Here is a 24,486-nt window from a genome sequence, read left to right as displayed (position 1 = left end):
CCCAAAGGCACCAAGAGGCACGAAGGAATTTCTTAGTGCTGCTTTGTGTTCTTCGTGCCTTAGTGGCCCCAAATTCAAAAGACATCGTTTCTCAATGAATACAAAATACTTTATCGCCGGTTCGCTGTTCATTGCTTTAGGCCTTGGCGCACAGGCGCAGGACACTACCCGCAAACGCGAAGTAAGCGTTACGTCCACCTTCAAGCCCGAGCTCCGCGAAGCCGCCAAGATCAATTTCAACGCTGCTCCGCCCACTGCCGATACTACCCGGCCGCGGCTGCAATACACCATTCCCAACCAGAACCTTTCGCTGGCGTTTCAGCCGGGTTCGTTAAAACCAATGGCGTTGCAGGTAGATACCGGTGGCCGCTTTGATGGGCACAATTATGCAAAGCTGGGTTTTGGTAACCTCAGTACACCTTATGCACAAGTGGGCCTTTCATTAGGCGATGGCAAAACATCTGGGCTCAACTTATACGGCAGCCATGTTTCCTCAAAAGGCAAGCGGCCTTTTCAAAAGTTCAGCAACACCGAGGTAGAAGCCAACGCTTTTTTACAAAATGCCCGCAACGGCGAGTGGCAGGCCCGCATTGGTACGGTGCAAGACCGCTATTACCGCTACGGCTTTCAGCCCGATACGCTGAAGTTTCCCGAAGATTCACTGCGGGTGAAATACGCAACCATTCGCGGCCGCCTGGCATACCGCAACCTGGAGCCCACCAAATATGGTTTGAATTATGCGCCGGAAATTCGCATCGATATTTTCAACGATGGTCTGAGCAATTCGGAGAGCAACACTTACCTGTATTTGCCCCTTTCTAAAAACATCAGCAACCGATTTACCGCAAAGCTTGCCGCCGAAACCAACCTTACCCGCTACAAGCCCGAAGGAAAAGATGTGGTGAGTAATAATTACTTTTTGCTGGCTCCCGAGCTGCGTTTTCATAATGCCAATGTGCAGGTGCAGGCAGGCATCAAACCAGCGTGGGAAGGCGGCGGATTTAAAGTACTTCCCAACGTTACTGCCGAATTTGGCATTGCCAGCAAGGGCTTTACCGTGCAACTGGGATGGCTGGGTTACTTCCGCAGTTCCGGCTTTCAATACCTTGCCAATTTCAACCCATGGATCTGGGCGCCAGATACGGTGTACAACACCCGCATCGAGGAGCGCTATGTGGGTGTGAAAGGTTCGGTGGGCGATCATTTTTCTTACAACGTTCGTGCGGGTTCCAACCGGCTCAACAACCAGCCCCTGTTTGTGAACGATACCGCCAGCGGCAAATCGTTCCAGGTGCTGAACGAGTCGAAAATGACCAACGTGTACATTGCCGGTGAAATGGGTTATACCTGGGGCGAACGTGTTTCGTTTAACACGATGCTGCGGCTGAATAACTTTTCCGGCCTGCGCGATAACGACAAAGCTTGGGGACTGCTGCCGATGGAATTCACCAGCCGGCTGCGGGTGCAGATCTTAAAAGACCTGTATGCCACTGCGGATATGTTTGCGTTTGAGGGTGCCCGTTATCTTACCAAAGGTGGCGATGGCCGCCGCCAGAAAGGTGCGGTGGACCTCAATGCCGGGATGGAATTTGGTATTGCAAAAAACATTAAACTGTGGGCGCAGTTCAACAATATTTTTGGTAAAGAATACCAGCGCTGGAACCAATATCCGGTTTATGGGTTCAACTTCCTCGGCGGCGTTGTATTTTCGTTCGCTCAAAACGGGAATAAATAGTGTTTCAGGAATTACATCAGTATTTTTTTACGTATAAAACGGTAGGCATTCCGGGTGTGGGTACGTTGCAGTTGGTGCAGCAGCCCGCACAGTTGGATGTGGTGAACCAGCAATTACTGCCACCGCACCATCAGGTGCATTTTTCGCGGCAGGCAATGGTGGAGGAGCACCAGATTCAAATGCTGGCCTATGCCTACAACAATGACACCAACCTGGTGGCCGAAGAACTGACCCGTTTTGGCGAAGCGCTGCGCAGCCGCCTGCAGGAGCAGCCTTTTAGCTGGCAGGGCATTGGCCGGTTGGAGCTGGAAGGTGCTTATATCCAATTTGAACCGCAGGACGCGAACACTGCAATGCTGGATCCGGTAGCGGCACAGCGGGTACTCCGAGAAAACGTGCAGCATACCGTGCTGGTAGGGGATGTGGAGCGGCACATGAGTACCGAAGAATACCAGTCGGAGTTGCTGGAAGATGCGCCGCGGCGTTCATGGGTGGTGCTGGTGGGCTGGATTGTCGCGATCTTGTCGTTGCTTTTTATTGCCTATCATATTTACATTGCAAATAGTCCAACTGCCGCTTCGGGCTTGCAGCAAAAGGTAGATATCGAGCAGGCACCGGTGCAGCATAATTAGCAAAATAGATTTTTGTCGAAAAAGTGTTCTTCTCGATTCCGACGTAAAAAGCCTCTAGTTATTGCAAAGTTTCTTATCGTGATTTTTTTCCGGCAAAAAATACTTCGCGGGCCCGAGGAAGGAGTTAGTGGTTGACAGTTGATAGTCGTACTGTGTTGTTGCTAAAATGCTTTGACACAACAGTCATTGCGAGGCGCAGCGGGTGCATTATGGGTTAGTCGGTTTTTCGGCGCCGAAGCAATCCCCTTTCAACTAAGAGGTTTAAAAGGGTCTGATATTGTTGGAGATTGCATCGGCGCCCACCTTTTACTTAACTACATTGCTTTCGCTGCGCCTCGCAATGACGGCTTCACATCGCACCACAGTAAAAAGGCATCGACACATTGACACTCCCGACTTAGAACTATCAATTACCAACTGTCAACTACCAACTCTGAACTCCCTACTATCATCCATCCTCCCCACAATATTGGCTAATTAACCCATTGCATTTACCTTGCAGTCCACTATGAATGGTACGGTGCATTATACATCCTGCCCGGTTTGCGGCAGTGCGGAGATCAACCCCCTGCAGGCGATAAAAGATTTTACGGTCAGCGGCCGCGAATTTGTGCTTTGGCAATGCGCCGCCTGTTCGCTGCGCTTTACGCAGGATGTGCCCGATGCAGCTTCTATTGGTGCGTTTTATAAATCGGAAGATTATATTTCGCATACCGACGATACAAAGGGGCTGATGAATAACCTGTACCAACGGGTACGGCGCATCACCATCAGCCAAAAGGCGAAGCTCATTGAAGACGCTACTGGCTTGAAGCAGGGAGCTATTTTGGATGTAGGTTGCGGCACCGGTACCTTTTTGCACCACATGAAGGAGCGGGGCTGGAAGGCGACAGGCGTGGAGCCCGATGCCGATGCACGGCGGATGGCCAAATCACGTTATGGTGTGGAAGCGCAGGAGCCGCAGGCGTTGTACGAGTTTGCGCCGCAATCATTCAATGCTATTACGCTGTGGCATGTGCTGGAGCATGTACACGACCTGCACCCATATATGGACCGCCTGCAGGAGTTACTGGCGCCGGGTGGCAAATTGCTGATTGCTGTACCAAATTATGGCTCGCTGGATGCTGAAGTGTACCGCACCAACTGGGCGGCCTACGATGTGCCGCGCCACCTGTATCATTTTACACCCAGATCAATGGCTGCTTTGGTAGCGCAGCATGGTTTACGCATTGTGGCGCAAAAACCAATGTGGTTTGATGCTTTTTATGTGTCCTTATTGAGTAGTAAATACCGCAACGGCAAAAAGCCCAACTGGCTGCATGCAGGCTTTACCGGCATTCGATCAAACCTGAATACACTGCTGCATCCTGACCAGTGCAGCTCGCTGATTTATATAATCGAGAAAAAGTAACTGTCTATAGTCTTTCGTCTATAGTCTATATTCTTTTGCCTTGCACCACCAGCCATCAATGCTCAAACTGCACCTCGTACAGTTCCGGCCAGTATTTACCCGTGATGTAGATTTTCCTGGTGGTTGAATCGTAAGCAATGCCATTGAGTGTGGCTTCATTGCCGGTGTCATACTGCGGGATCTTTGTTTTTACCCGCTGCACCAAATCCGAAAAATCAAGTCGCGCCAACACCTGCCCGCTGGAGGGATCAATCTTCACGATGTAAGGCGTTTGCCAAATATTGGCATATAAAAACCCATTGATGAATTCCAGTTCGTTCAGGTTGCCGATGGGCGTTTCGTCCATGGTAACGCCTTGTGTACGCAGCAGCCGGAACGTGCCCGGCTCGTAAAAATATAAGTTGCTACTGCCATCCGTTACAATCAGGTTTTGGCCATCGTTGGCAATGCCCCAGCCGTCGGTGTTCAGCGGCAGTTCTTTTATAGGTTGCAGGCTTTTGGCATCATACACCAGCACCTTGCGGTTTTGCCAGGTAAGCTGGTAAAGGGTATCGTTCAACACAGTCAGGCCTTCCCCAAATAGTTCCGCCGACAGTGGTTTGCTGGTTACTGCATTACCGGTGGCCATGTCCACCTGCATCAATTTTGATTTACCCAAATTGCCCGTGCTTTCCAGCAGTTTACCATTGTAAAATTCAAGGCCTTGGGTAAATGATGATGTATCGTGCGGGTAAGTGGCCGCAACGGAGTAGGAGAGCTGCTGCACATTGCTGGTAATGCCGGTGCCGCCATCATTTGCGCTTTGGTCGCTATTGGCACATGCAAAAAAAATACAAGATGTTCCGGCAATCAAAAGGATATGCAGCCATTTCATAACGCAAAAATATAGCTTGGCTCCAAGCCTGCGGAAAACAAATTTATAAAGGTGCTTGGCGGTTAACTACAAATGTGTATTTTTGAAGCACCCTTCAAAGAAACCGTATCCTTTCAAATTCCACTCCTTCTATTATCCTGAGTTTACCGTTGTAGTTTTTTGCATTCCTTGTTGTGTGCTGTACGATTTGCATCAGTTGCATTTCTGCCCATTTCAACGAATCGTTGATGCGTTACATTTTTATTCCATACAATAGTTCCAATCCTCTGAAAAAGGCCATAGTCCTCCTATAATGCCGCCCGTCCATATCGTGCAAAAGCCAGTCGTTTCCAACCCTCCTGTGCATTCCGGCAAACCCTGGAACTATGAGGACAATTTTACTGGCACTCTCTTTTTTCATTATATACCCGCTGCAGGCACAGCGTGTTTGCGTAGCTGCAAACAAGGCTAACCAGCCCGCTGCAAGCCTCCACAACCTGCACATTGCTGAAGTGATCAGTGGAATGGAAGGCACCAGCACAACTACGGTACCTACAGGTGTGATCCGCATCCCGGTAGTGGTGCACGTGGTGTACCAAACCGAAGCACAAAACATTTCCGACGCACAAATCAAGAGCGGCATCGCTGCACTCAACCGTGATTTTCGCCGCCGCAACGCCGATACCGTAAATACGCCTGCACGTTTTAAAGCGCTTGCTGCCGATGTAGAAATCGAATTTGTACTCGCCACTTCCGATCCCCGCGGTGTAGCCACCAACGGCATTGTACGCAAACGCACCAACGTAAAAGACTGGACCATTGATGATAAAATTAAAAGCAGCAAAACCGGCGGCGCCGATGCATGGGATGCGAGCCAGTACCTCAATATTTGGGTAGGCAACATGCCCCGCACATTGGGCTATAGCAGCATGCCCCGCGATGCCAAAGAAGTAGACGGCATCGTGGTTCATTCACCCATTTTTAGCGGGCTGGGTAAAAGCGGTGCGTACAATATGGGCCGCACCCTGGTGCACGAAGTAGGCCACTGGATGGGATTGAAACATATTTGGGGCGATGCCGATTGCGGTGATGATGGTATTGATGATACACCCAAACAAGGTGGGTTTACATCGGGCTGTCCTACTTATTTTTTGAGCAGCTGCAACAACGGCACGCAGGGCGACATGTACATGAACTACATGGACTTTACAAACGATGCCTGCATGAACCTGTTTACGCATGGACAAAAAACAAAGATGCGTTCCCTGTTTGCTGCTGGCGGATCACGCAGGAAAATCCTCACCAGCAAAGGCCTGGATGCACCCACAGTTGAAGAAGCGCCTGTAGTTGCAGCACCAGCACCAATCGATACGGTTGCTACCAAGCCTGCCACACCGGAAACAAGGGTAGATGTTGCCAAAGTGGCCCTTTATCCTAACCCCGCTGCCGATTGGATTACCGTGACATTACCCGATGCAAGCTGGATTGGAAAAGAGTTGCAGGTTGTCGGCATGAATGGTGGCGTAGCCAAAAAAGTAATCATTACTTCGCTGCAGCAAAAAGTGGCGCTGAATGGACTGGCTACCGGTATGTATTTTATCCAGGGCTTTGCCAACGGCAACCGCATCACCGAAAAATTCATTAAAACAGGCTCAGGCCAATAACATATCGGCCACCTGCTGGGCCATGACCGGTGCCAGCGCCACACCCATGCCGCTCATGCGCACCGACGCAAAAACGCGGGGCTGCACTTCACCAACGATCGGGGTTTTTTCGCTGCCCATAGCCATGATGCCACTCCAGCGTCGCTCAATGCTGTATTGACCGGCATGTTGCGGCAGCACCACTTCGGCCAGGTAGCGTTCCAGTTCATCCTGGATGGTATCCGTTGTGGCAAATACAAAACTTTGCTCACCTGCAAGATCCTTATTGCGGGCACCGCCGAGCAACACACGGTTGCCCAGGTTGCGGAAATAGTAATAACCCTCGTCGGAGTGAAAGGTGCCTTTCCACTGCAATCCATCGATAGGTGACGTGAGCAACACCTGCCCACGAGTCGGCACAATGTCGGCATCCGGCATCAGTGTTTTAGCAAAAGCATTGGTGCACACCAGCAGTTGTGCGGTGGTAAAACTGTAGCCATTTTCTGTGTGCACATCCAGGCTGTGGCCTTTGTGCTCAAAGCTTTTTATGGCAAAGCCATTGAGCACCTGCACACCCATTGATTGCACGGTCTGCAGCAGGCATTGAAGTAGCTTGCCCGGGTGCAGGTATCCTTCCAATTTGTTTTTTACAAGGTGTGTTGTGTGGCCAAAACCGAAGCTTTCCAGCTTTTTATCGGTGCGCTTAAATGTGCTTTTACTACCCGTAATATCCTGCAACAAAGTATTGATGTAAGCGATGTCCGCGTCCAATTTATCGGCAGTTGGGTTGTGCGCCGGACCAAACAATTCATAGCCGCCGCATAAGTCGAAATCGATTTGTGATGGCTTGAACTGTTTGGGAATGCGCTGCAATCCTTTGTAGCGCAGCTCTACGAGTTGCTGCATTTTTTCGGTGCCCATGGTGGCGCCGTCGTACATCAGTTCGCTCAGCGAACCAAAGCATGCAAAGCCTGCATTGCGGGTGCTGGCGCCAGTGGGAATGGGCCCGCCTTCCAATATGGTGATGCGGAGTTTAGGACTTTTCTTTTTAAGGTAAAATGCGGCCCACAGCCCGTTAAAACCGCTACCAGCAATGATGATGTCTTGCGGTGCAAGAAATGTTTCCTGTTCCCAGATGGAGATCATGTATTGAAGTTAAACCATTTTAACCCGGTGTTATGATGGGTGCAGGTTAAATTTGAAGCCAACGCCGCTACCTGTTTGCGCTTTTGATGTGCAGGTTGCGACAAGAAAAATTATATCGGCATGGCGGAAAAACCGCCGGTTGCACTTGCTGCAATATTTCAAATATCTACTATGAAAAAACAATCAACCATTGCACTGCTCTTCCTTTTTAGCGTAAGCACCGCATCGGCCCAGTTGGGCAACGTGCTGAAAAAAAATACAGGCAGCAAAGACTCCACAACGCTGTCGAAAGTTTCTGGTCTGTTTAAAAAAGGCGGCGCTGCATCGGCACTGAGCTCCGATGAAATTGCTGCCGGATTGAAGCAGGCGCTGGAAGTAGGCGCGGAGCGGGGTACCAGTTTGCTTTCGGCGCCGGATGGGTTTTTTAAAAATGCTGCGCTGAAAATACTGATGCCAGAAGATGCTAAAAAAGTGGAAAGCACCCTGCGCAATGTGGGCCTCGGCAAGCAAGTGGATGCCGCTATTTTGAGTATGAACCGTGCAGCGGAAGATGCAGCGAAAAACGCCACACCGATTTTTGTGGATGCCATCCGTGGCATGACGCTTAATGATGCCATGGGCATTTTAAAAGGCGGTGATTTTGCAGCAACCGAATTTCTGAAAAGCAAAACATCGGTGGCGCTGATGGCCGCTTTTAAGCCGGTGATTGACCAATCGCTGGCAAAAGTGGATGCCACCAAACACTGGACGACCCTAACAACTACGTATAACCGCTTTAGCCGCGAACGGGTGGAAACAGACCTGAACCAATATGTGGCGCAGAAAGCACTTGCCGGTATTTTTCAGCAGTTGAGTTTGGAGGAGCAAAAGATCCGGAAGAACCCGGCGGCAAGAAGTACGGATTTATTGAAAAAGGTGTTTGCACAATAGAATAATTTTATTTCCAATTAGCGGGAACTTGCCTGCTTATGATTGGGTTCTTTTAAAACATTTACTTTCAAGGTAGAACGCCACAAGGATAAATTTTTCTTGTGGTGTTTTTATTTGGGTTGAATGAAAGTGCATCAATGGATGTTTTACTTTAAAGCCTTTATGGCCTGTGCTTTGTCATGCTGAGCGCAGCGAAGTATCTAGTGTTGTAGTTGCAAAATCTTTCGAAGAAATAGGAGGCTCACTCTTTTTTTTAAGCGGAGCCGGTGCTGGCTCAGATCCTTCGCTGCGCTCAGGATGACAAGAGCAACGAGGCTGCCCGTTTGCAGAGATCATTGTTAAAAGAGCGCATAGCTTTAGCGGTTTGATAGGCCACTCAATTCAATCAGTGTCTGTCATGCCGAACTTGTTTCGGCAGCTCCTTCATCTCGCGGAGTTTACAAAAGCACAAGGAGATGCCGAAACAAGTTCGGCATGACAGCTAATAAGGGCTGATGATTTACGATAGGTCCTTGAGTAAGGCACAATAGTATTACAGAACGTACAAGTGTGCGACGCAACAGCGGCTCAATAGGAATAACACAGCCCGTTACAAAAAAGATTCCATCTCTTGAGGAGATGGAATCTTTGGTAAATATTGGAACTGTCGTTCCATAATTAGCAGATTGTATTACAGGTGAATCGCTTCGCCGTAAGCCACTTCGATGGCGTCTTTCACGCTTTCCGAAATGGTTGGGTGCGGGTGAATGGCGTTCAACACCTCGTGGTAGGTAGTTTCCAGCTTGCGGGCCACTACGCTTTCTGCAATGATCTCGGTTACGTTGTAGCCGATCATGTGGGTGCCCAGCCATTCGCCGTATTTGGCGTCGAAGATCACTTTTACAAAACCTTCGGTGTGGCCTGCAGCCGATGCCTTGCCCGAAGCGCTCAGCGGGAACTTGCCCACTTTTACTTCGTAGCCGGCTTCACGGGCTTGCTTTTCGCTCATGCCCACAGATGCAATCTCAGGCGAGCTGTAGGTGCAACCCGGTACGTTGCCGTAGTCGAGTGCCTCGGGCTGATGATTGTATTTCTTTTCGGCATAACCAATGGCTTCGGCGCAAATGATGGCCTCTTTCGAAGCTACGTGTGCCAGCGCTTGTCCGGGCACGCAATCGCCAATGGCGTAAATGCCGGGAACATTGGTTTGGTAAAATTTATCGACGTTGATTTTTCCTTTTTCAAACTTAACACCCAGTTCTTCGAGGCCGATGCCTTCGAGGTTGGACTGTACGCCTACAGCGCTCAGCAGCACATCGGCTTCCAGCACCACTTCGCCCTGCTGGGTCTTCACGGTTGCTTTTACACCTTCGCCAGAAGTGTCCACTTTGGTTACCTCGGCGTTGGTCATTACTTCGATGCCTTGTTTTTTAAAACTTTTCTCCAGCTCTTTCGAAATGTCTTCGTCCTCAACCGGCACAATGCGCGGCATAAACTCAACGATGGTAACCTTAGTGCCCATGCTGTTGTAGAAATAGCCAAACTCAACGCCAATGGCGCCCGAGCCTACTACGATCATGCTTTTGGGTTGGGTGGGCAGTACCATGGCTTCGCGGTAGCCGATGATCTTTTTACCATCAATGGGCATGGTGGGCAGCTGGCGCGAACGGCCGCCGGTAGCCAGGATGATGTGTTTGCCTTCAACGGTTGTTTTGTTGCCGTCGGCTGCGGTTACTTCCACTTTGCCTTTGGCCACCACTTTGCCAAAGCCCATCACCACGTCGATCTTGTTTTTGCGCATCAGGAACTGTACGCCCTTACTCATTTTGTCGGCCACGCCGCGGCTGCGTTTTACTACAGCAGGAAAATCCTGCTGACCCTGGGCCTGGATGCCAAAGTCCTGGGCGTGTTTGATATATTCTAAAACCTGGGCACTTTTCAGCAACGCTTTAGTAGGAATGCAACCCCAGTTGAGGCACACACCGCCGAGGCTTTCTTTTTCAATAACTGCGGTTTTAAAGCCAAGCTGTGCTGCGCGGATGGCAGCCACATAGCCGCCCGGTCCGCTACCGATAACTACGACATCGTAAGCCATGATCTTTTTTGATTTTTGATGTTCGATTTAAGGGTCAGTGGTCAAGTGCCGAGGCGGTACAGCCTTTGGTAAAACTGCGGGTCTGCAGGCAGGTGACGCTCACCGATTTTTTGCGTGGCGAAGCTACTTTAAAAGCGTTAAAGTGCAAAAGCGGGATGGGGTGGGGCAGATTGCGGTTTTTAGTTTGTAGTTTGCCCTTTGTAGTTTGTGGTTTATATAATCATAGCAGTATGAATCAGGCATTGATGGAACAGTTGGAGGAGCTGATGGACCTGCGCCAAGTGGTGCGGCTGCGCTTTGAGGGCGACAACGGCGGCATCATTACACTGCAGGCTCGCATTACCGATCTGGAAAACGACGGTAACGAGCCGGTGGTGGTGGCCGATGGTGCCATTCGCATACCTTTGCAGCGCATTATTTCGGTGAACGACCGGGCGATAAAAGGGCTGGCTTAAAGGCGGACGGATGAATTTTCCCATTTTTTTTGGGAATTCAATTTTTTCTTTGGGCAGAAATAGCTACTTTTGCCGTCCAAAATTTTTCCAAGTCATGGCACGAGTATGTCAGGTTACAGGCAAAACGCCCATCGGCGGTCACAAGGTTTCACACTCGAACATTAAGACCAAGCGCCGTTTTCTGCCCAATTTGCAGACCAAGCGTTTTTTCCTGGCCGAAGAAAACAAATGGATCACCCTGAAGCTGACCGCTGACGGAATCCGCACCATCAACAAAAGAGGCCTGCTGGCGGTAGTGAAAGATCTGCGTGCACAAGGGCAACACATCTAAAATCAGCTACTGCCCGTCAGTAGTGCGTAAATAACATTTTGAGCCCGGCAACAAAACCGGCTCATGAGCAAACTAAAACAAGATGGCAAAGAAAGGAAACCGTGTACAAGTAATCCTGGAGTGCACTGAGCAAAAAACAACCGACGTGCCCGGTACCAGCCGTTACATTACCGTAAAAAATAAAAAGAACAACCCTGAGCGTCTGGAGTTGAAGAAATTCAACGCCAACCTGAAAAAGGTAACTGTTCACAAAGAGATCAAGTAATCAATTGTCTATAGTTTGTGGTTTCAGATTGAAGCCAATCTAAACTAAGAACTAAAAGCTATAAACTGATTTGTCATGGCAAAAGCAGCATCAAAAAACTCGAAGGTTAAAGACCTGAAGGCCTCTGCCGAGGCTAAGAACTGGACCAAAGTAATCAAGGCCGTACGCAGCCCCAAAACCGGCGCTTACACCTTCAAAGAGAACATCATTCACAAAGACAAAGTGAAAGATTTTCTGGCGCAAAAGTAATTGTGCCTTGGGTGAATAATATTCAGGAGCTGTCCTTTCCAGGACGGCTTTTGTTGTTTTATCATGGCAGCAAATAAGCAAAGGCCAAATCATCGAATGCACGAACTTTGGCGGCAGCAAAACTGGCCGGTGCCGTTGTAGCGCATTTGCCCTACTTTTGAAAAAAGCATCATATGGTACTATTTGCACCAGATTGGGCAATAATCCTCTTTACTGTCCTTTCACTCTTGTTGATAGTGTTGTGGGCAGTGGCCCTTTGGGATGTGGTTGGGAGCCAGTTCGCAAATGCCAACGACAAGCTGGTGTGGGTACTGGTGGTATTATTTGCGCCGGTACTGGGCATGCTTTTTTATTTCCTGGCCGGAAGAAAAAATAAAATCAATCAGTAATCAGCATGGGTTTTTTCGACAAACTTTTTGGCAAACGCGATAAGGAAAAGGAAAAAGAAAGCCTCAATGAAGGCCTGCAAAAAACCAAGGAAAACTTTTTTTCGAAAGTAACCAAGGCCATTGCCGGGAAAAGCACCGTCGATGAAGAAGTGCTCGACAACCTGGAAGAAGCCCTGGTTGGTGCCGATGTGGGTATTGAAACAACCGTGAAGATCATCGAGCGGGTGGAGCAACGTGTGGCCCGCGATAAATACATCAATACTTCGGAGCTAAATAAGATTCTGCAGGAGGAAATTAAAGACACGCTGGTTGATGCCAAGGGCGGCAACAACTACGACTTTCATTCCGACCTGCCGAAAAAGCCGTACATCATTTTAGTAGTAGGCGTAAATGGCGTGGGCAAAACCACCACCATTGGCAAGCTGGCGTATAATTTTAAACAAGCGGGTAAAAACGTGCTGCTCGGCGCCGCCGATACTTTTAGGGCTGCCGCCGTTGACCAGCTCACCATTTGGAGCGAACGCACCGGGGTGGAAATTGTAAAACAAGCCATGGGTTCCGATCCCGCAGCCGTGGCATTTGACACCGCTTCCAGCGCCGTTTCCCGCGGGTCGGATGTGGTGCTGATTGATACGGCCGGCCGGTTGCACAACAAGCTGCACCTAATGGATGAGCTGAGCAAGATCCGACGGGTGATCCAAAAAGTAATTCCGGATGCGCCACACGAGGTGCTGTTGGTGCTGGATGGATCAACAGGGCAAAACGCCCTAGAACAGGCCAAGCAGTTTACCGCCGCCACCGATGTTACCGCACTGGCGATAACCAAACTCGATGGCACGGCAAAAGGCGGCGTGGTGCTGGCCATCGCCAACCAGTTCAAGATCCCGGTGAAGTTTATTGGCGTGGGTGAAAAAATGGAGGATCTGCTGGTGTTCGACAAACATGAGTTTGTAGACAGTTTATTTAATTTGGAAAAATCTTAATCGCTGTTTACCCTGCCGCCCCCCGAAACATACCCCGAAGCCGACCTGGTAGCCCGTTTGCAGGCACATGATGAAGCTGCATTCAGCTACCTGTACGATCATTATAGCAAGGCACTGTACACCGTTATTTACCAGATATTGCCCCAGCCCGAGCTGGCGGAAGATGTGCTGCAGGATGTTTTTGTAAAAATATGGCAGTATGTAGGCAGCTACGATGCAGCCAAAGGCCGCCTGTACACCTGGATGCTGAACATTGCCCGCAACACGGCCATTGATCGTACCCGCTCCAGGGATTTTAAGCGGGAGGCCCAAACCACAGCACTTACCGAAAACGTATATAACCACGAAGGCGGGCTGCACAGCAGCATTTCCGATATTGGCCTGAAAAAAACACTGGAGGGCTTGCCCGAGGAAAGCCGCCGGCTGCTGCAGTTATCGTATTTTCAGGGATATACGCAGGAGGAAATTGCCAAAATGCTGGGCATTCCGCTAGGCACTGTAAAAACCCGTATCCGATCAACGCTGCTACAGCTGCGCAAGCTGGTGGGCACAAACCGATAAAAACGACTGTGGATCTTAGTTGTATCATATCATCCGGCGATTTTGAACTGTACGTTCTGGGCATGCTACCGCCCGACGAGGGCTATAAAATTGCCCAGTTGGCACTGCTGTTTCCCGAAATACAGGAAGAACTGGACCGGATCAGTGCATCGCTGGTGGGCGTAGCCGGCGGGGCTGCCGCTGTGCCTGCACCTTCGGTAAAAGAGGGCCTGATGGAGCGGCTCCGCAACCTGAAAAGGGAAGAGGACGAATCGGACGTGCCGGTGGTGCCCATCCATACCGGCAGGCATTTGCACGTGGCCGAAGAGCAAACCGACCCGGGCGTTGTGCCCATGCAACCGCCACACCGCACCGGCAAAGTGCAGTTTTGGCTGCCCGCTGCCGCACTGATCGGTGTGTTGCTGTCGCTGGGCGGGGTTATTTTTTTAGCGAATAAAAACCGCGACTACCGAAACGAGGTGGTTGGCCTGCAACAAAGCATGCGCAGCCTAAACCGCCAGGTAGTAACCTTGCAACGCGAAAACCTGGCCTCGGGGCAGATGTTGCAAATGATGCAGAGCGATGTTTATAAAAAAATTAAACTCAGCGCCGTGCCCGGCAAAAGGGATGCGCTGGCACAATTGTTCTGGAATACTCAAACCAAGGAAGTATTCATTAGCCCTGTGTCGCTACCGGCGGCACCGCAAGGAAAGCAGTACCAGCTTTGGGCCATTGTAGATGGCAAGCCGGTGGATGGCGGCATGCTGGGCAGTGCCCAAACAAGCCTCCAGCAAATGAAAACTTTTGAACGTGCCGAAGCATTTGCCATTACGCTGGAGCAGGCTGGCGGTAGCCCGGTGCCTACCATGGAAGCGATGTGGGTAATGGGCATAGTATAATTGCTTTTAGAGAATCGTTGCAATCATATTCGGGAAGCGCTGCTTCCTTTTTTTGTGCCCATGTTTCTCATTTGTTCACGCTTTTGAAGAAAAGTTTTTGCAGCAACATTGATGGCTTGTTTTATTGTCGAGCCCGTTACTAACGGGCATGCACAAACTTTTTTCGTTTTTGTGTAACGATTCTATTGCAATAACACCAAACCTGCAACAGAGCTGGTTTTTATCCATTTTTTTCAAAAAAATTCAAACCATTTAGCAGTGCCCTGCGTAATTATTTTTCAAAAAGCGAAACCATGAAAAAATTATTCTTCAGTGCATTGGCTATTGTAGCCCTCTCAAGCAGTTCGTTTGCCCAAAAATCAATAATGGTGGGCGGTGCGGCCATGTTGCCTACCCGCAACATTGTAGAAAACGCAGTAAACTCTAAAGACCACACCACGCTGGTAGCAGCCGTAAAAGCCGGCGACCTTGCCGGTGCTTTACAAGGTGCAGGTCCGTTTACCGTATTTGCGCCCACCAACGCTGCATTCGATATGTTGCCCGCAGGTACCGTTGATAACTTGCTGAAGCCTGAAAACAAGGCGGCTCTGCAAGGTGTGCTCAAATACCATGTAGTGTCGGGCAAAGTGGATGCAAAAGACCTGGTTAAACTGATCAAGGAAAATGGCGGCAAAGCCACCGTTACCACCTTGGCCGGTGGTACGCTTACCGCCTCGCAGGACGAAAGCGGCAACGTATGGATTTGGGATGCCAACGGCGGTAAAGCCAAGGTTACCATTGCCGACGTGCAGCAAAAGAATGGCGTGATCCACGTGGTAGACCATGTATTGCTGCCCAAAATGTAAACGTGCATAGGTTTAGGTGAATGATCCCCCGGCTTTTTTCCGGGGGATTTTTGTTGCCCTTAACGAGGAATACGGCTGCTTTTAGCGACCTTTGCGGCCTTAAAGAGAAACCGGCCCCATTTTACCGAAGGGCGCCATCAGGCAACGCATGAAAGCAAAAACACTCAAACGCGACAAAGTAAACATCATTACGCTGGGCTGTAGCAAGAACATGGTAGACAGCGAGGTGCTGAGCGGACAGCTCATTGCCAACGAAATTGATGTGGTGCACGAAAGTGCCAAACGCGACCACAACATTGTGGTGGTTAACACCTGCGGCTTTATTGACAAAGCCAAGGAAGAAAGCGTGAACACGATCCTGGAGCAGGTGGCCCTCAAGCAGAAAGGCCGCCTCGATAAAGTATACGTAACCGGCTGCCTCAGCCAGCGCTACCGCGATGACCTGGAGCAAAGCATCCCGGAAGTGGACGCTTGGTTTGGTACCATGGAAATGCCCCTGCTGCTCAAGCGTTTTGAGGCCGATTATAAAAGCGAACTACTGGGCGAACGCCTGCTGGCTACGCCGCAGCATTATGCCTATGTAAAAATTGCCGAAGGCTGCAACCGCACCTGTGCGTTTTGCGCCATTCCGCTGATGCGTGGTGCACACACCAGCCGCAGCATTGAAGATATTGTTGCAGAAGCCACCCGGCTGGCGCAACGCGGCGTGCGGGAGATCATGCTCATTGCGCAGGAACTGACTTATTACGGTTTGGACCTGTATAAAAAACGCATGCTGGCCGATTTGTTAAAACGCTTGAGCGATGTGCCCGGCATCGAATGGATCCGCCTGCATTACGCCTATCCGCACAAGTTCCCGATGGATATTCTGGACGTGATGAAAGAGCGGCCGAACATCTGTAACTATCTCGATATGCCGCTGCAACATGCAGCTGATAACATGCTGAAGGCTATGCGCCGCCAGATCACCCGCGCCGAAATGGAAGACCTGATATTGCAGATCCGCGCAACGGTTCCGGGCATTTGCCTGCGCACCACGCTGATTGCGGGCTTCCCCGGCGAAACCTTGGATGATGTGGAAGAACTGAAAGGTTTCCTAGAGCGGCAGCGGTTCGACAGGGTGGGCATTTTTACCTACTCGCATGAAGAAGATACGCCTGCATTTGGATTGGCGGATAATGTGCCTGCAGATGAAAAGCAGCGACGTGCCGAAGAGATCATGGCGGTGCAACAGGAAATTTCGCTGGAAAAAAACATGGAAAAAGTAGGGCAGGTGTTTAAAGTGATCGTGGATAAAAAAGAAGCCGGCCGCTACCTGGGCCGCACCGAATTTGATTCGGTGGAAGTGGACAACGAGGTGATTATTCAAACAAGTCAAAAGCTGCTGCCCGGCGAATTTGTAAATGTAAAAATTACCCGCGCCTACGATTACGATCTGGAAGGCGAACTGGTAATGTAAATATTTCGAAGACAAGGCAAAAGTAAAAGGTCGGGAAACGGACGTCCATTTCGGCTTTTTACTTTTGCCTTTTTAATTGTATTTGATTGGACACAAAAAGCGCAACGGATATGAATTATGAACTGAACAGCATACTGGCTGCACTGAACTTTAAAGCATTGAACGAAATGCAGGAGGCAGCCATTTCGGCTGCTTCGGAACAGGAAAACATCGTGTTGCTATCGCCAACCGGCTCGGGCAAAACACTGGCATTTTTACTGCCCCTGCTTACCCATTTGGAAAAAGGCCAAAAGGAAACCGGCGCCCTCATTGTTGTGCCTACCCGTGAACTGGCGCTGCAGATCGAAGACGTGTTTCGCAAGATGGGCACCGGCCTGAAAATAACCGCCTGCTACGGCGGGCACAAGCGGGAAACCGAAGAAAATGAACTGCTGGAAGCACCTGCCATTATTGTAGGTACTCCAGGCCGACTGGGCGATCATATCCGCCGCGGCAACATCACCACCAAAAGCATTCATTCGCTGGTGCTCGATGAGTTCGACAAATCATTGGAACTGGGTTTTGTGGAGGAGATCGAAGAGATCATAGGCCAACTGCCTGCAGTAAAACGCCGCATGCTTACATCGGCAACGGAAACGGCGGCCATTCCCGATTTTTTAAGCGCCGATTTTCACCGGCTTAATTTTTTACCTGAAGATGCGGCACCGGTCGAAAAGCTGGAGATCATGCAGGTGGAGAGCCCCGATAGCGACAAGATTAATACGCTTGTGCGCTTTTTGTGCACGGTGGGCAACCGCGCAACGATCGTGTTTTGCAACCACCGCGAGTCGGTGGAGCGGGTGCACCATATGCTGCACGAAAAAGGCATCATCAGCGTGTTTTACCACGGTGCTATGGAGCAAAAAGACAGGGAAGTGGCGCTGGCAAAATTCCGCAACGGTAGCATTAATTTTTTAATCACCACCGACCTGGCAGCAAGAGGTTTGGATATTTTCAACATCCGCTACATTGTGCACTATCACCTGCCGGCGAACGAAGATATTTTTACGCACCGCAACGGCCGCACAGCCCGCATGGAAGCCAGTGGCACTGCAGTGTTGATGGTTGGCCCCGACGAAAAGTTGCCCGCTTATTTGCCCCAGGAAACACCCTATTTTAATTTGGATGAATCGGCACCTTTGCCCGAGAAGCCCAAATGGACGACCATGTTTGTGGCCGCGGGTAAAAAGGACAAAGTAAACAAAGTGGATATTGTTGGCTTTTTGGCGCAGCAGGGCGGTTTGAAAAAAGAAGATATTGGCGTGATCGAAGTAAAGGATTTCTTTTCGTTTGTGGCCCTGCGCCGCAACCATGTTTCGTATGTGCTGAAGCAGATTGAAGACAAAAAACTAAAAGGCAAAAAGATCAAGATCGCGGTGGCTAAATAACCGGTCCGGTGCTTAATTAACTATATCGTTTGCGATAGTATTTAGCTCACTCTTTTCTTTTATTTCATGCAAAATTGTGTTTGCATGAAATAGATCAACCGAATACTTTAACATACAAAAAGCCGGTGCTTGTTGAACACAGCACCGGCTTTTTTATTTCGTCGCTTCAGTAGTCAGGCGATTAAAAATTCATTTCATCGGCGCTGGGTCCGTAGCTGCCCGGGATGGGAATATTCAGCAGGCGCAGGTACACACCCAGTTGTGCCCGGTGGTGGATCATTTGCGCCAGCGCATGCCGCACCATTTCGTACTTGGTGAGCACTATGTGAATATGTTCGCCGGTGCGCAGCGTCCAGTTTGGTTGCAGGTCGGCTTCCGTGGCTTTTGCCAATGCATCCTTCCCCTGTTGCAATGCAGTTTCAAAAACCTGCAGCAGGTCGGCATTGGTTTGCACAGGCGGCTGCGTGTACGGGCTTGCCGCAAAATCCAGCTCCTCGGTATATATGGCCATGCTGATCCAGCCTGCCAATTCTGCCACATGCAGCGAAAGCACTTTCAGGCTCATGCTTTTTTCGTGTGGTTTCCAGTCCCATTGATCTTCCGGAACGCGTTGCAACATCTTGCGGGTGGTTTGCGCTTCTTGCTCCAGTTCTTTTGAAAGCAGTTGAATGATATCCATGTTGTTTTGTTTTGTACAAAGAAAATATGCGCCGCTGACAACCCTATGGCAGCCTGCCAAACGTAAAAAGTAAAAATTTTTATTTTAAAGTAAAGCCGGTTCGGTAGCGGTGCTTTTTACCGGCTGCCTTTCGGCAGTGGCGCCTTCACTTTTGCAAGGTTGCAGGTATTCTGCGGGCAACGACTTGATGTACTCATCCAGCGTAAGATGGCCCGTATGGGTAAATGCGCGGCCGGTGTTGCAGGCGGCGGTAATGCGTTCTACTTTAAAATCTCTATAATCTTGGCGCAACTGGCACCATGCAATAAGGTGCCAGCTAAATGCATAAAAGAGGAGCCCGATGGGCTCGATGCACCGCTCCGTAGGTTGCTGCCGCACATCGGTATAACGGAGTGCCACAACCGTTTTTCCGGCAATGCATTGCTGCAGCGTAGAAAGGTATTCGTAATCGGGTTGCTGCCACCCGTGTAGCTGTATGCGGATGTTGGGCGACAAGGCTTCTACCGAATCTTTTTGCGTGCTGCGCAACACTGCTTTTACCTTCTGCAACGCAGTAGCATAGTGTTTGCCAATAGATTTATCGGCAAAGCCCTGCACCATGGTTTCCATCAGCAGCAGCGCATTTGCTTCTTCCGAGGAAAATGCCACCGGTGACAAAAAATAACCCTGCACCACAAAGTATCCTTTGCCTTGCTCAAAGCTCACCGGGATGCCTTGTTCGCACAGCGCCTTTACATCGCGGTACACGGTGCGGATGCTGATGCCGAATTTTGCCGCAATGGTTTCTGCCGGCACAAATTTCTTCGACTGCAGCAGTGTAAGTATTCCAAAAAGTCGGTCGACGCGGTTCATGCAGGTGTCGTGGTTTTGTGGTGTGCAGGTAAATATAGGAGGATAAAAATACTTTTTTCATCATGGGCCGGCGCCCCTTTTCTGTATCTTTCTCATTCAATGCTTGCCCCAATGAGATGGTTGTTTCCAATTGTTTTATACCTATGCTGCGCAACAATGGCAGCTGCGCAAAAGCCGTGGGATCATGGTTCTATTGTACCCAAAGGCCATTACCTGCAACACGCCGACGGTACGCCGTTCTTTTGGTTGGGCGATACCGGTTGGGAGCTGTTTCACCGGCTGACGATGGCAGAAACGGAACGCTACCTGGCCAACCGGAGTGCAAAAGGTTTCAACGTGATCCAAGCCGTGCTGCTGGCCGAGTTTGATGGCCTGCGCAAGCCGGACCAATACGGACAGGTTCCGCTGCACAACATGAACCCTGCAACGCCCAACGAGGCTTATTTTAAGCGGATGGACAGCATTGTTCAGATGGCGGCAGCTAATAATTTATACATGGGTTTGCTGCCCACCTGGGGCGATAAAGTGACCAAAATGTGGGGCACCGGCCCGGAGGTGTTTACCCCTGAAAATGCCTATACCTACGGTTTGTATTTAGGCAAACGCTACGCTGCTGCACCCAATGTACTTTGGATATTGGGCGGCGACCGCCCGGCCGTAACCGACTCCGCCGACTTTCGGCCCATCTGGCGGCAAATGGCCCGCGGCATTTTGGACGGCACCGCCAACAAGGCTTTTATTACCTATCATATTTCGGGTGGCGCTTCTACATCAGCGCATTTTCACAGCGAGCCCTGGCTGCACATGAACATGATGCAAAGCGGCCACGGCAGCGGCCCTGATGTGCCGGTGTGGGATTGGGTACAACGCGACCGGGCGCTGTTGCCTGCAAAACCCGTGATTGATGCGGAACCCAATTACGAAGATCACCCGGTGAGCCCCTGGCCCACATGGGACCCGGCAAATGGCTATTATTCAGATTACGATGTGCGGAAACAAAGCTATCGCTCCGTGTTTGCCGGTGCAGCCGGCGTTACTTATGGGCACCATGCCGTGTGGCAGTTCTACAATCCGCGGGAAGAAAAAGTAAACCATGTTGATCGTTTTTGGACCGAAGCCATCGACCGGCCGGGTGCCACACAGGTAGGCTACCTGCGCCGATTGATGGAGTCGCGGCCAATGAACAGCCGTGTGCCCGACCAGGCGCTGATTGCCGAAGGCCAGGGCGCAAAAGGCGAACATGCGGTGGCGTTTCGCGACAGTGCCGGAACGTATGCCATGATCTATTTGCCGGTAGGAAAGCCCGTTGCCATCAATATTGCTGCACTCAAAGCGGCGCCTAAAAAAGCCTGGTGGTTCAACCCACGCAAGGGAAAGGCTGAAAGCGGCAAGTTTACTAATGAGGGCCAACTGCTTCGTGCAACACCGCCCGCAACGGGCCGGAACGCGGATTGGGTGTTGGTGCTTGATGTTGCTCATTACCCGGCACCGGGCAGGTAAGAAACATATTGTAATTAAATAACGCTGCCATCGTAACAAGAAGCGGCAGAAAGAACCTGCTTGTATAAACGTTAAAGCCGCAACTATAAATGGCGTTCAACTGTTGAATGCATCGAACACTGAATTACTTTTGCCGCATGCAATTTTCTGCACACTCGCTGCCATACAGCAAAACCAACAGCTTTTCGCCCATTGTGCTCGACTACCTTGCCGGCGCGCCGGCGCTTGATGGCTTTTACACCAACAGGCCAGATGTTGCCGGCCTGCAACAGGCTATTGCGCAGAAAGGACAGCACCGCATTGATCGGAAATTGCTGGTGGAGCGGCTGCAACACCAATATGCTGCCGTTGATGCAGGCGCAGCAGTAATGCAAAACATTGAACAACTGCTTTCCGAAAATACCTTCACGGTATGCACGGCGCACCAGCCTAATTTGTTTACCGGCCCGCTGTATTTTATTTACAAAATAATCCATGCTATCAAACTGGCCGCTTCGCTAAAACAAGAACATCCGGATCTGAATTTTGTACCCGTGTATTATATGGGCAGCGAAGATGCAGATCTCGACGAGCTGAATCATTTTACTTTACAAGGCAAAAAGTATGTGTGGCAAACAACACAAACCGGCGCTGTAGGCCGCATGCAGGTGGATGCTGCGCTGGAGCGCTTAACCGTGGAATTAGGAGGCCAACTGGCGCCCCTTCCTTTTGCACAGGAAGTAATGGATATGCTGCAACGGCATTTTAAAAAAGGCGTGCGGATACAGGACGCAACCTTCAAATTAGTGCACGATCTTTTCGGTCGTTTTGGGTTGGTTGTTTTGGTACCGGACGATGCCGAGTTAAAGCGATGTATGACCTCGCTGTTTCGCGAAGAATTGTTTCAGCCCCTTTCTTCTCCATTGGTGGAAAGGACTTCAGCCGATCTTTCCGCACAATATAACGTGCAGGCACAACCGAGGGAGATCAATTTGTTTTACCTCGAGGAAGGCATCAGGGAACGCATCATTCGGACAGAAGGGGGCTTTGCGGTAAACAACACGGAGTTGCATTTTTCTGATGGGGAAATGGACGCGTTGCTGCAGGAACATCCCGAACGCTTTAGCCCGAATGTAATTTTACGCGGGCTGTTCCAGGAAATGATTTTGCCCAATGTCGCTTTCATTGGAGGCGGCGGCGAGCTGGCTTACTGGCTGCAATTAAAATCCCTGTTCGATCATTATAAAGTTCCTTTTCCTGCATTGGTGCTGCGCAATTCTTTTCTGCTAATCACCAAACAGCAGGTTGATAAAATCGGCCGCCTGGGTTTTTCAGTAAATGATTTTTTCGAAACAGAAAACAGCCTGGTGGAGCGGCTGGCAAAACAACAAGCCGAGCACCCGCTTTCCCTGAATGGCAAGCTGGAAAAAGCTACAGCTTTGTTTGACGCCATCAGGGCACAGGCAGTTGCAGTAGATCCTACACTGGCGCAGCATGTGGCCGCGCTGCAGGCTACATCCATCAATAAGCTGCACAACCTTGAAAAGAAAATGTTGCGTGCCGAAAAGCGCAAACATGCCGATGCCGGAAGGCAAATAGAAGTGTTGCGCCAACAGCTTTTTCCGCGGGGCGGATTGCAGGAGCGTGCCGAAAGTTTCCTCCATTTTTACGGGCAAATGGGCCCCCAGTTTATTGATGCTTTATACCAGCATTCAGGCTCGCTGGAGCAGGAATTTACCGTGGTACAAATAGCCGGGTAAGCTTAACGGGGCAGCTTTAGCCGCAGGCGAAACAAGCTGCTTTCGCCAATGTCATTATCTGCAACTAAGTGAATGGTGAGCCGTGCCTTTTTGCTCTTTTCCACCGTTACTGATTCTATTTTTTGCGGTATGGTGCTGCGCAAAACCGGTGTGAGCAGCAGCAATGTATCGGCTTCAATTTTACCTGTTTTTAATTGCTGCTTAAAACCTTTCGCCATGCCAATATAGCTGTCGCCAATGGCGCCATCAGCATTTGCGCTGGTGGTCATTTCAGTTGATGCGGTAAACAGCAACAGGTCTTTTTCGGCAATGTAACAAAGCCCCGAAACGCCGGTAAAATTGGTTGTTTTGGGCAAAGTAAAAGGCATCGGCTGCTGCCAGTCCACAATGCCTTTTGCGGTATCAAAACGGGCCAGCAGCAAATGGTTTTGCGGGTGGGTAAAATTGCCGCGATTGGAAAACACCAAAGTTTCATCTACAAAAGCAGCACCCTCAATATTCACTTCGCCAAGTCCATTTACAGCAGGTGCGGCGCTGGTCAGTACTTGCGCTTTATTTGTTCCGTTCAGCGGCACTACCACCATCTTATTGCGGTGCGGCGCCGAAAAAGAAGGCGTGAGTAAGAGATAATTTTGCCCGTGCTGGCGCACCATAACCGCCGCTTCAATATCGGGTTTCACGGTGTAGTGTATGCGCTTTTCCTGCCGCGGAAAAACAAGGATGCTATCCGGCTTGTTGTATTTTTTACTTAACAACAACAAATTAGGCGCATCATCGCCCATTACATACAGCTGGCCACCATACCACTCTGCCCCCGATGCTGATGGATAATAGGGCAGGGTGGTAGCCTTCAGTAGTTTGATCGACTGTGCGGTAATGCTATTGGTCGTCGAAAGAATTGTGGTAACCGCCATTGCGAATGGCCACCACTTTTTGCTGTACTTCATCTTTGAGTTGTTCCATGTACGATGCAATCTTGTTGCCAAGGGCTTCATCGCCGGCGCTTAAAATTTTTGCGGCTAAAATGCCGGCATTTTTTGCGGCATTCAGCGCCACAGTAGCCACCGGTACACCATTGGGCATTTGCAAAATGGACAAAATCGAATCCCAGCCATCAATGGAGTTGGAGCTTTTTACCGGCACACCAATAACGGGCAGCGGCGTGATGGCGGCCACCATGCCGGGCAGGTGTGCGGCACCACCGGCACCTGCAATGATCACCTTAAGGCCACGCTGGCGGGCCGTTTCGGCGTATTGCATCATGCGCTGCGGTGTGCGGTGCGCCGACACTACGGTGAGCTCATAAGCCACGCCAAAAAAGTCGAGTATTTCTGCGGCGGCTTTCATTACCGGCAGGTCCGAATCGGAGCCCATGATGATGCCGACGAGCGGAGTGTTGTTGTTCATATAAAAATGAAAGGTCGTTTGCGGTGCAAATTAATGCGGTTGT

The 24,486-nt window shown here is 50.2% G+C and carries 25 protein-coding genes; 18 read left to right on the top strand and 7 right to left on the bottom strand.

The genetic code is table 11. From position 1 onward, the window contains the following. The first annotated feature begins 94 nt into the window (after positions 1-94). The 3 genes from EPD17_RS15365 (at position 95) to EPD17_RS15355 (ending at position 3,778) form a co-directional block, all read left to right on the top strand. A complete protein-coding gene (locus EPD17_RS15365; RefSeq protein ID WP_132055496.1) occupies positions 95-1,735 on the top strand; it encodes a TonB-dependent receptor in 1,641 nt (546 codons plus the stop codon). After that, positions 1,735-2,367 carry a hypothetical protein gene (locus EPD17_RS15360; protein WP_132055495.1) on the top strand — a complete coding sequence of 211 codons (633 nt, stop codon included), beginning with the start codon at positions 1,735-1,737 and terminating at the stop codon, positions 2,365-2,367. The genes EPD17_RS15365 and EPD17_RS15360 overlap by 1 nt, the downstream gene beginning before the upstream one ends. 496 nt (positions 2,368-2,863) lie before the next feature. Next, complete coding sequence (locus EPD17_RS15355; RefSeq protein WP_240040641.1) at positions 2,864-3,778, top strand: methyltransferase domain-containing protein; 915 nt, start codon at positions 2,864-2,866, stop codon at positions 3,776-3,778. Positions 3,779-3,833: 55 nt separating this feature from the next. On the opposite strand, the gene EPD17_RS15350 is transcribed toward EPD17_RS15355, so the two are convergent. Further along, positions 3,834-4,652, bottom strand: coding sequence for a glutaminyl-peptide cyclotransferase (locus EPD17_RS15350; protein WP_132055493.1), 819 nt, complete (start codon positions 4,650-4,652; stop codon positions 3,834-3,836). A 365-nt stretch (positions 4,653-5,017) separates the two neighbouring features. On the opposite strand from EPD17_RS15350, the gene EPD17_RS15345 reads away from it, so the two are divergent. Then, complete coding sequence (locus EPD17_RS15345; protein ID WP_132055492.1) at positions 5,018-6,295, top strand: M43 family zinc metalloprotease; 1,278 nt, start codon at positions 5,018-5,020, stop codon at positions 6,293-6,295. Here EPD17_RS15345 and EPD17_RS15340 read toward each other — a convergent pair. Beyond that, positions 6,284-7,420, bottom strand: coding sequence for an NAD(P)/FAD-dependent oxidoreductase (locus EPD17_RS15340; RefSeq protein WP_132055491.1), 1,137 nt, complete (start codon positions 7,418-7,420; stop codon positions 6,284-6,286). The two genes, EPD17_RS15345 and EPD17_RS15340, sit on opposite strands and share 12 nt — an antisense overlap. Before the next feature lie 171 nt (positions 7,421-7,591). Here EPD17_RS15340 and EPD17_RS15335 point away from each other — a divergent pair, with 171 nt between their 5' ends. Then, positions 7,592-8,350 carry a DUF4197 domain-containing protein gene (locus EPD17_RS15335; protein WP_132055490.1) on the top strand — a complete coding sequence of 253 codons (759 nt, stop codon included), beginning with the start codon at positions 7,592-7,594 and terminating at the stop codon, positions 8,348-8,350. Positions 8,351-9,020: 670 nt separating this feature from the next. Here the strand turns inward: EPD17_RS15335 and lpdA are convergent. After that, positions 9,021-10,424, bottom strand: coding sequence for a dihydrolipoyl dehydrogenase (gene lpdA / locus EPD17_RS15330; RefSeq protein ID WP_132055489.1), 1,404 nt, complete (start codon positions 10,422-10,424; stop codon positions 9,021-9,023). Positions 10,425-10,654: 230 nt separating this feature from the next. Between lpdA and EPD17_RS15325 the strand changes: the two genes are divergently transcribed. The 11 genes from EPD17_RS15325 to EPD17_RS15275 all read left to right on the top strand — a co-directional run bounded on the left by EPD17_RS15325 (position 10,655) and on the right by EPD17_RS15275 (position 18,266). Further along, the gene (locus EPD17_RS15325; RefSeq protein WP_132055488.1) at positions 10,655-10,879 is read left to right on the top strand and encodes a hypothetical protein; all 225 of its coding nucleotides are present in this window, start codon (positions 10,655-10,657) and stop codon (positions 10,877-10,879) included. A gap of 94 nt (positions 10,880-10,973) precedes the next feature. After that, positions 10,974-11,210 (top strand): 50S ribosomal protein L28, encoded by a 237-nt coding sequence (gene rpmB / locus EPD17_RS15320; protein ID WP_114236199.1) that lies wholly within the window; start codon positions 10,974-10,976, stop codon positions 11,208-11,210. A gap of 82 nt (positions 11,211-11,292) precedes the next feature. Then, complete coding sequence (gene rpmG / locus EPD17_RS15315; RefSeq protein WP_114236198.1) at positions 11,293-11,475, top strand: 50S ribosomal protein L33; 183 nt, start codon at positions 11,293-11,295, stop codon at positions 11,473-11,475. A gap of 75 nt (positions 11,476-11,550) precedes the next feature. Next, the gene (locus tag EPD17_RS15310; protein ID WP_114236197.1) at positions 11,551-11,724 is read left to right on the top strand and encodes a DUF4295 domain-containing protein; all 174 of its coding nucleotides are present in this window, start codon (positions 11,551-11,553) and stop codon (positions 11,722-11,724) included. A 173-nt stretch (positions 11,725-11,897) separates the two neighbouring features. Continuing rightward, positions 11,898-12,113, top strand: coding sequence for a PLD nuclease N-terminal domain-containing protein (locus EPD17_RS15305; RefSeq protein ID WP_132055487.1), 216 nt, complete (start codon positions 11,898-11,900; stop codon positions 12,111-12,113). A 5-nt stretch (positions 12,114-12,118) separates the two neighbouring features. Further along, positions 12,119-13,096: a signal recognition particle-docking protein FtsY gene (gene ftsY, locus EPD17_RS15300; protein ID WP_132055486.1), complete on the top strand. Its 978-nt coding sequence runs from the start codon at positions 12,119-12,121 to the stop codon at positions 13,094-13,096. A 57-nt stretch (positions 13,097-13,153) separates the two neighbouring features. After that, positions 13,154-13,657, top strand: coding sequence for an RNA polymerase sigma factor (locus tag EPD17_RS15295; protein WP_132055485.1), 504 nt, complete (start codon positions 13,154-13,156; stop codon positions 13,655-13,657). 8 nt (positions 13,658-13,665) lie between these two features. Next, positions 13,666-14,535 (top strand): anti-sigma factor, encoded by an 870-nt coding sequence (locus EPD17_RS15290; protein WP_132055484.1) that lies wholly within the window; start codon positions 13,666-13,668, stop codon positions 14,533-14,535. 293 nt (positions 14,536-14,828) lie between these two features. Further along, on the top strand, positions 14,829-15,380 hold the full coding sequence (locus tag EPD17_RS15285) for a fasciclin domain-containing protein (RefSeq protein WP_132055483.1): 552 nt from the start codon (positions 14,829-14,831) through the stop codon (positions 15,378-15,380). Between the two features lie 148 nt (positions 15,381-15,528). Continuing rightward, positions 15,529-16,839, top strand: a complete 1,311-nt coding sequence (gene rimO / locus EPD17_RS15280; RefSeq protein ID WP_132055482.1) for a 30S ribosomal protein S12 methylthiotransferase RimO — start codon at positions 15,529-15,531, stop codon at positions 16,837-16,839. Between the two features lie 110 nt (positions 16,840-16,949). Further along, positions 16,950-18,266 (top strand): DEAD/DEAH box helicase, encoded by a 1,317-nt coding sequence (locus EPD17_RS15275; RefSeq protein ID WP_132055481.1) that lies wholly within the window; start codon positions 16,950-16,952, stop codon positions 18,264-18,266. A 181-nt stretch (positions 18,267-18,447) separates the two neighbouring features. On the opposite strand, the gene EPD17_RS15270 is transcribed toward EPD17_RS15275, so the two are convergent. Next, complete coding sequence (locus EPD17_RS15270; protein WP_132055480.1) at positions 18,448-18,945, bottom strand: DinB family protein; 498 nt, start codon at positions 18,943-18,945, stop codon at positions 18,448-18,450. An 84-nt stretch (positions 18,946-19,029) separates the two neighbouring features. Continuing rightward, positions 19,030-19,797: a helix-turn-helix transcriptional regulator gene (locus tag EPD17_RS15265; RefSeq protein WP_132055479.1), complete on the bottom strand. Its 768-nt coding sequence runs from the start codon at positions 19,795-19,797 to the stop codon at positions 19,030-19,032. 156 nt (positions 19,798-19,953) lie between these two features. Between EPD17_RS15265 and EPD17_RS15260 the strand changes: the two genes are divergently transcribed. Beyond that, positions 19,954-21,297, top strand: a complete 1,344-nt coding sequence (locus EPD17_RS15260; protein WP_165929628.1) for a glycoside hydrolase family 140 protein — start codon at positions 19,954-19,956, stop codon at positions 21,295-21,297. 137 nt (positions 21,298-21,434) lie between these two features. Then, positions 21,435-23,036, top strand: a complete 1,602-nt coding sequence (bshC, locus tag EPD17_RS15255) for a bacillithiol biosynthesis cysteine-adding enzyme BshC (RefSeq protein WP_132055477.1) — start codon at positions 21,435-21,437, stop codon at positions 23,034-23,036. 2 nt (positions 23,037-23,038) lie between these two features. Here bshC and EPD17_RS15250 read toward each other — a convergent pair whose 3' ends face one another. Together EPD17_RS15250 and purE are read right to left on the bottom strand one after the other, a co-directional pair. Further along, entirely contained in the window at positions 23,039-23,950 is a 912-nt protein-coding gene (locus EPD17_RS15250; protein ID WP_132055476.1) for a DUF6929 family protein, read from the bottom strand. Then, complete coding sequence (gene purE / locus EPD17_RS15245; protein ID WP_132055475.1) at positions 23,916-24,443, bottom strand: 5-(carboxyamino)imidazole ribonucleotide mutase; 528 nt, start codon at positions 24,441-24,443, stop codon at positions 23,916-23,918. Before purE ends, EPD17_RS15250 begins: the two co-directional genes overlap by 35 nt. Positions 24,444-24,486 lie beyond the last annotated feature (43 nt).

Origin of the sequence: Pseudocnuella soli, from assembly GCF_004347775.1 — a bacterium.
In the GTDB taxonomy this organism is placed as follows: Bacteria; Bacteroidota; Bacteroidia; order Chitinophagales; family Chitinophagaceae; genus Flavisolibacter; species Flavisolibacter aquaticus.
This window is presented reverse-complemented; position numbering and strand designations above follow the sequence as displayed.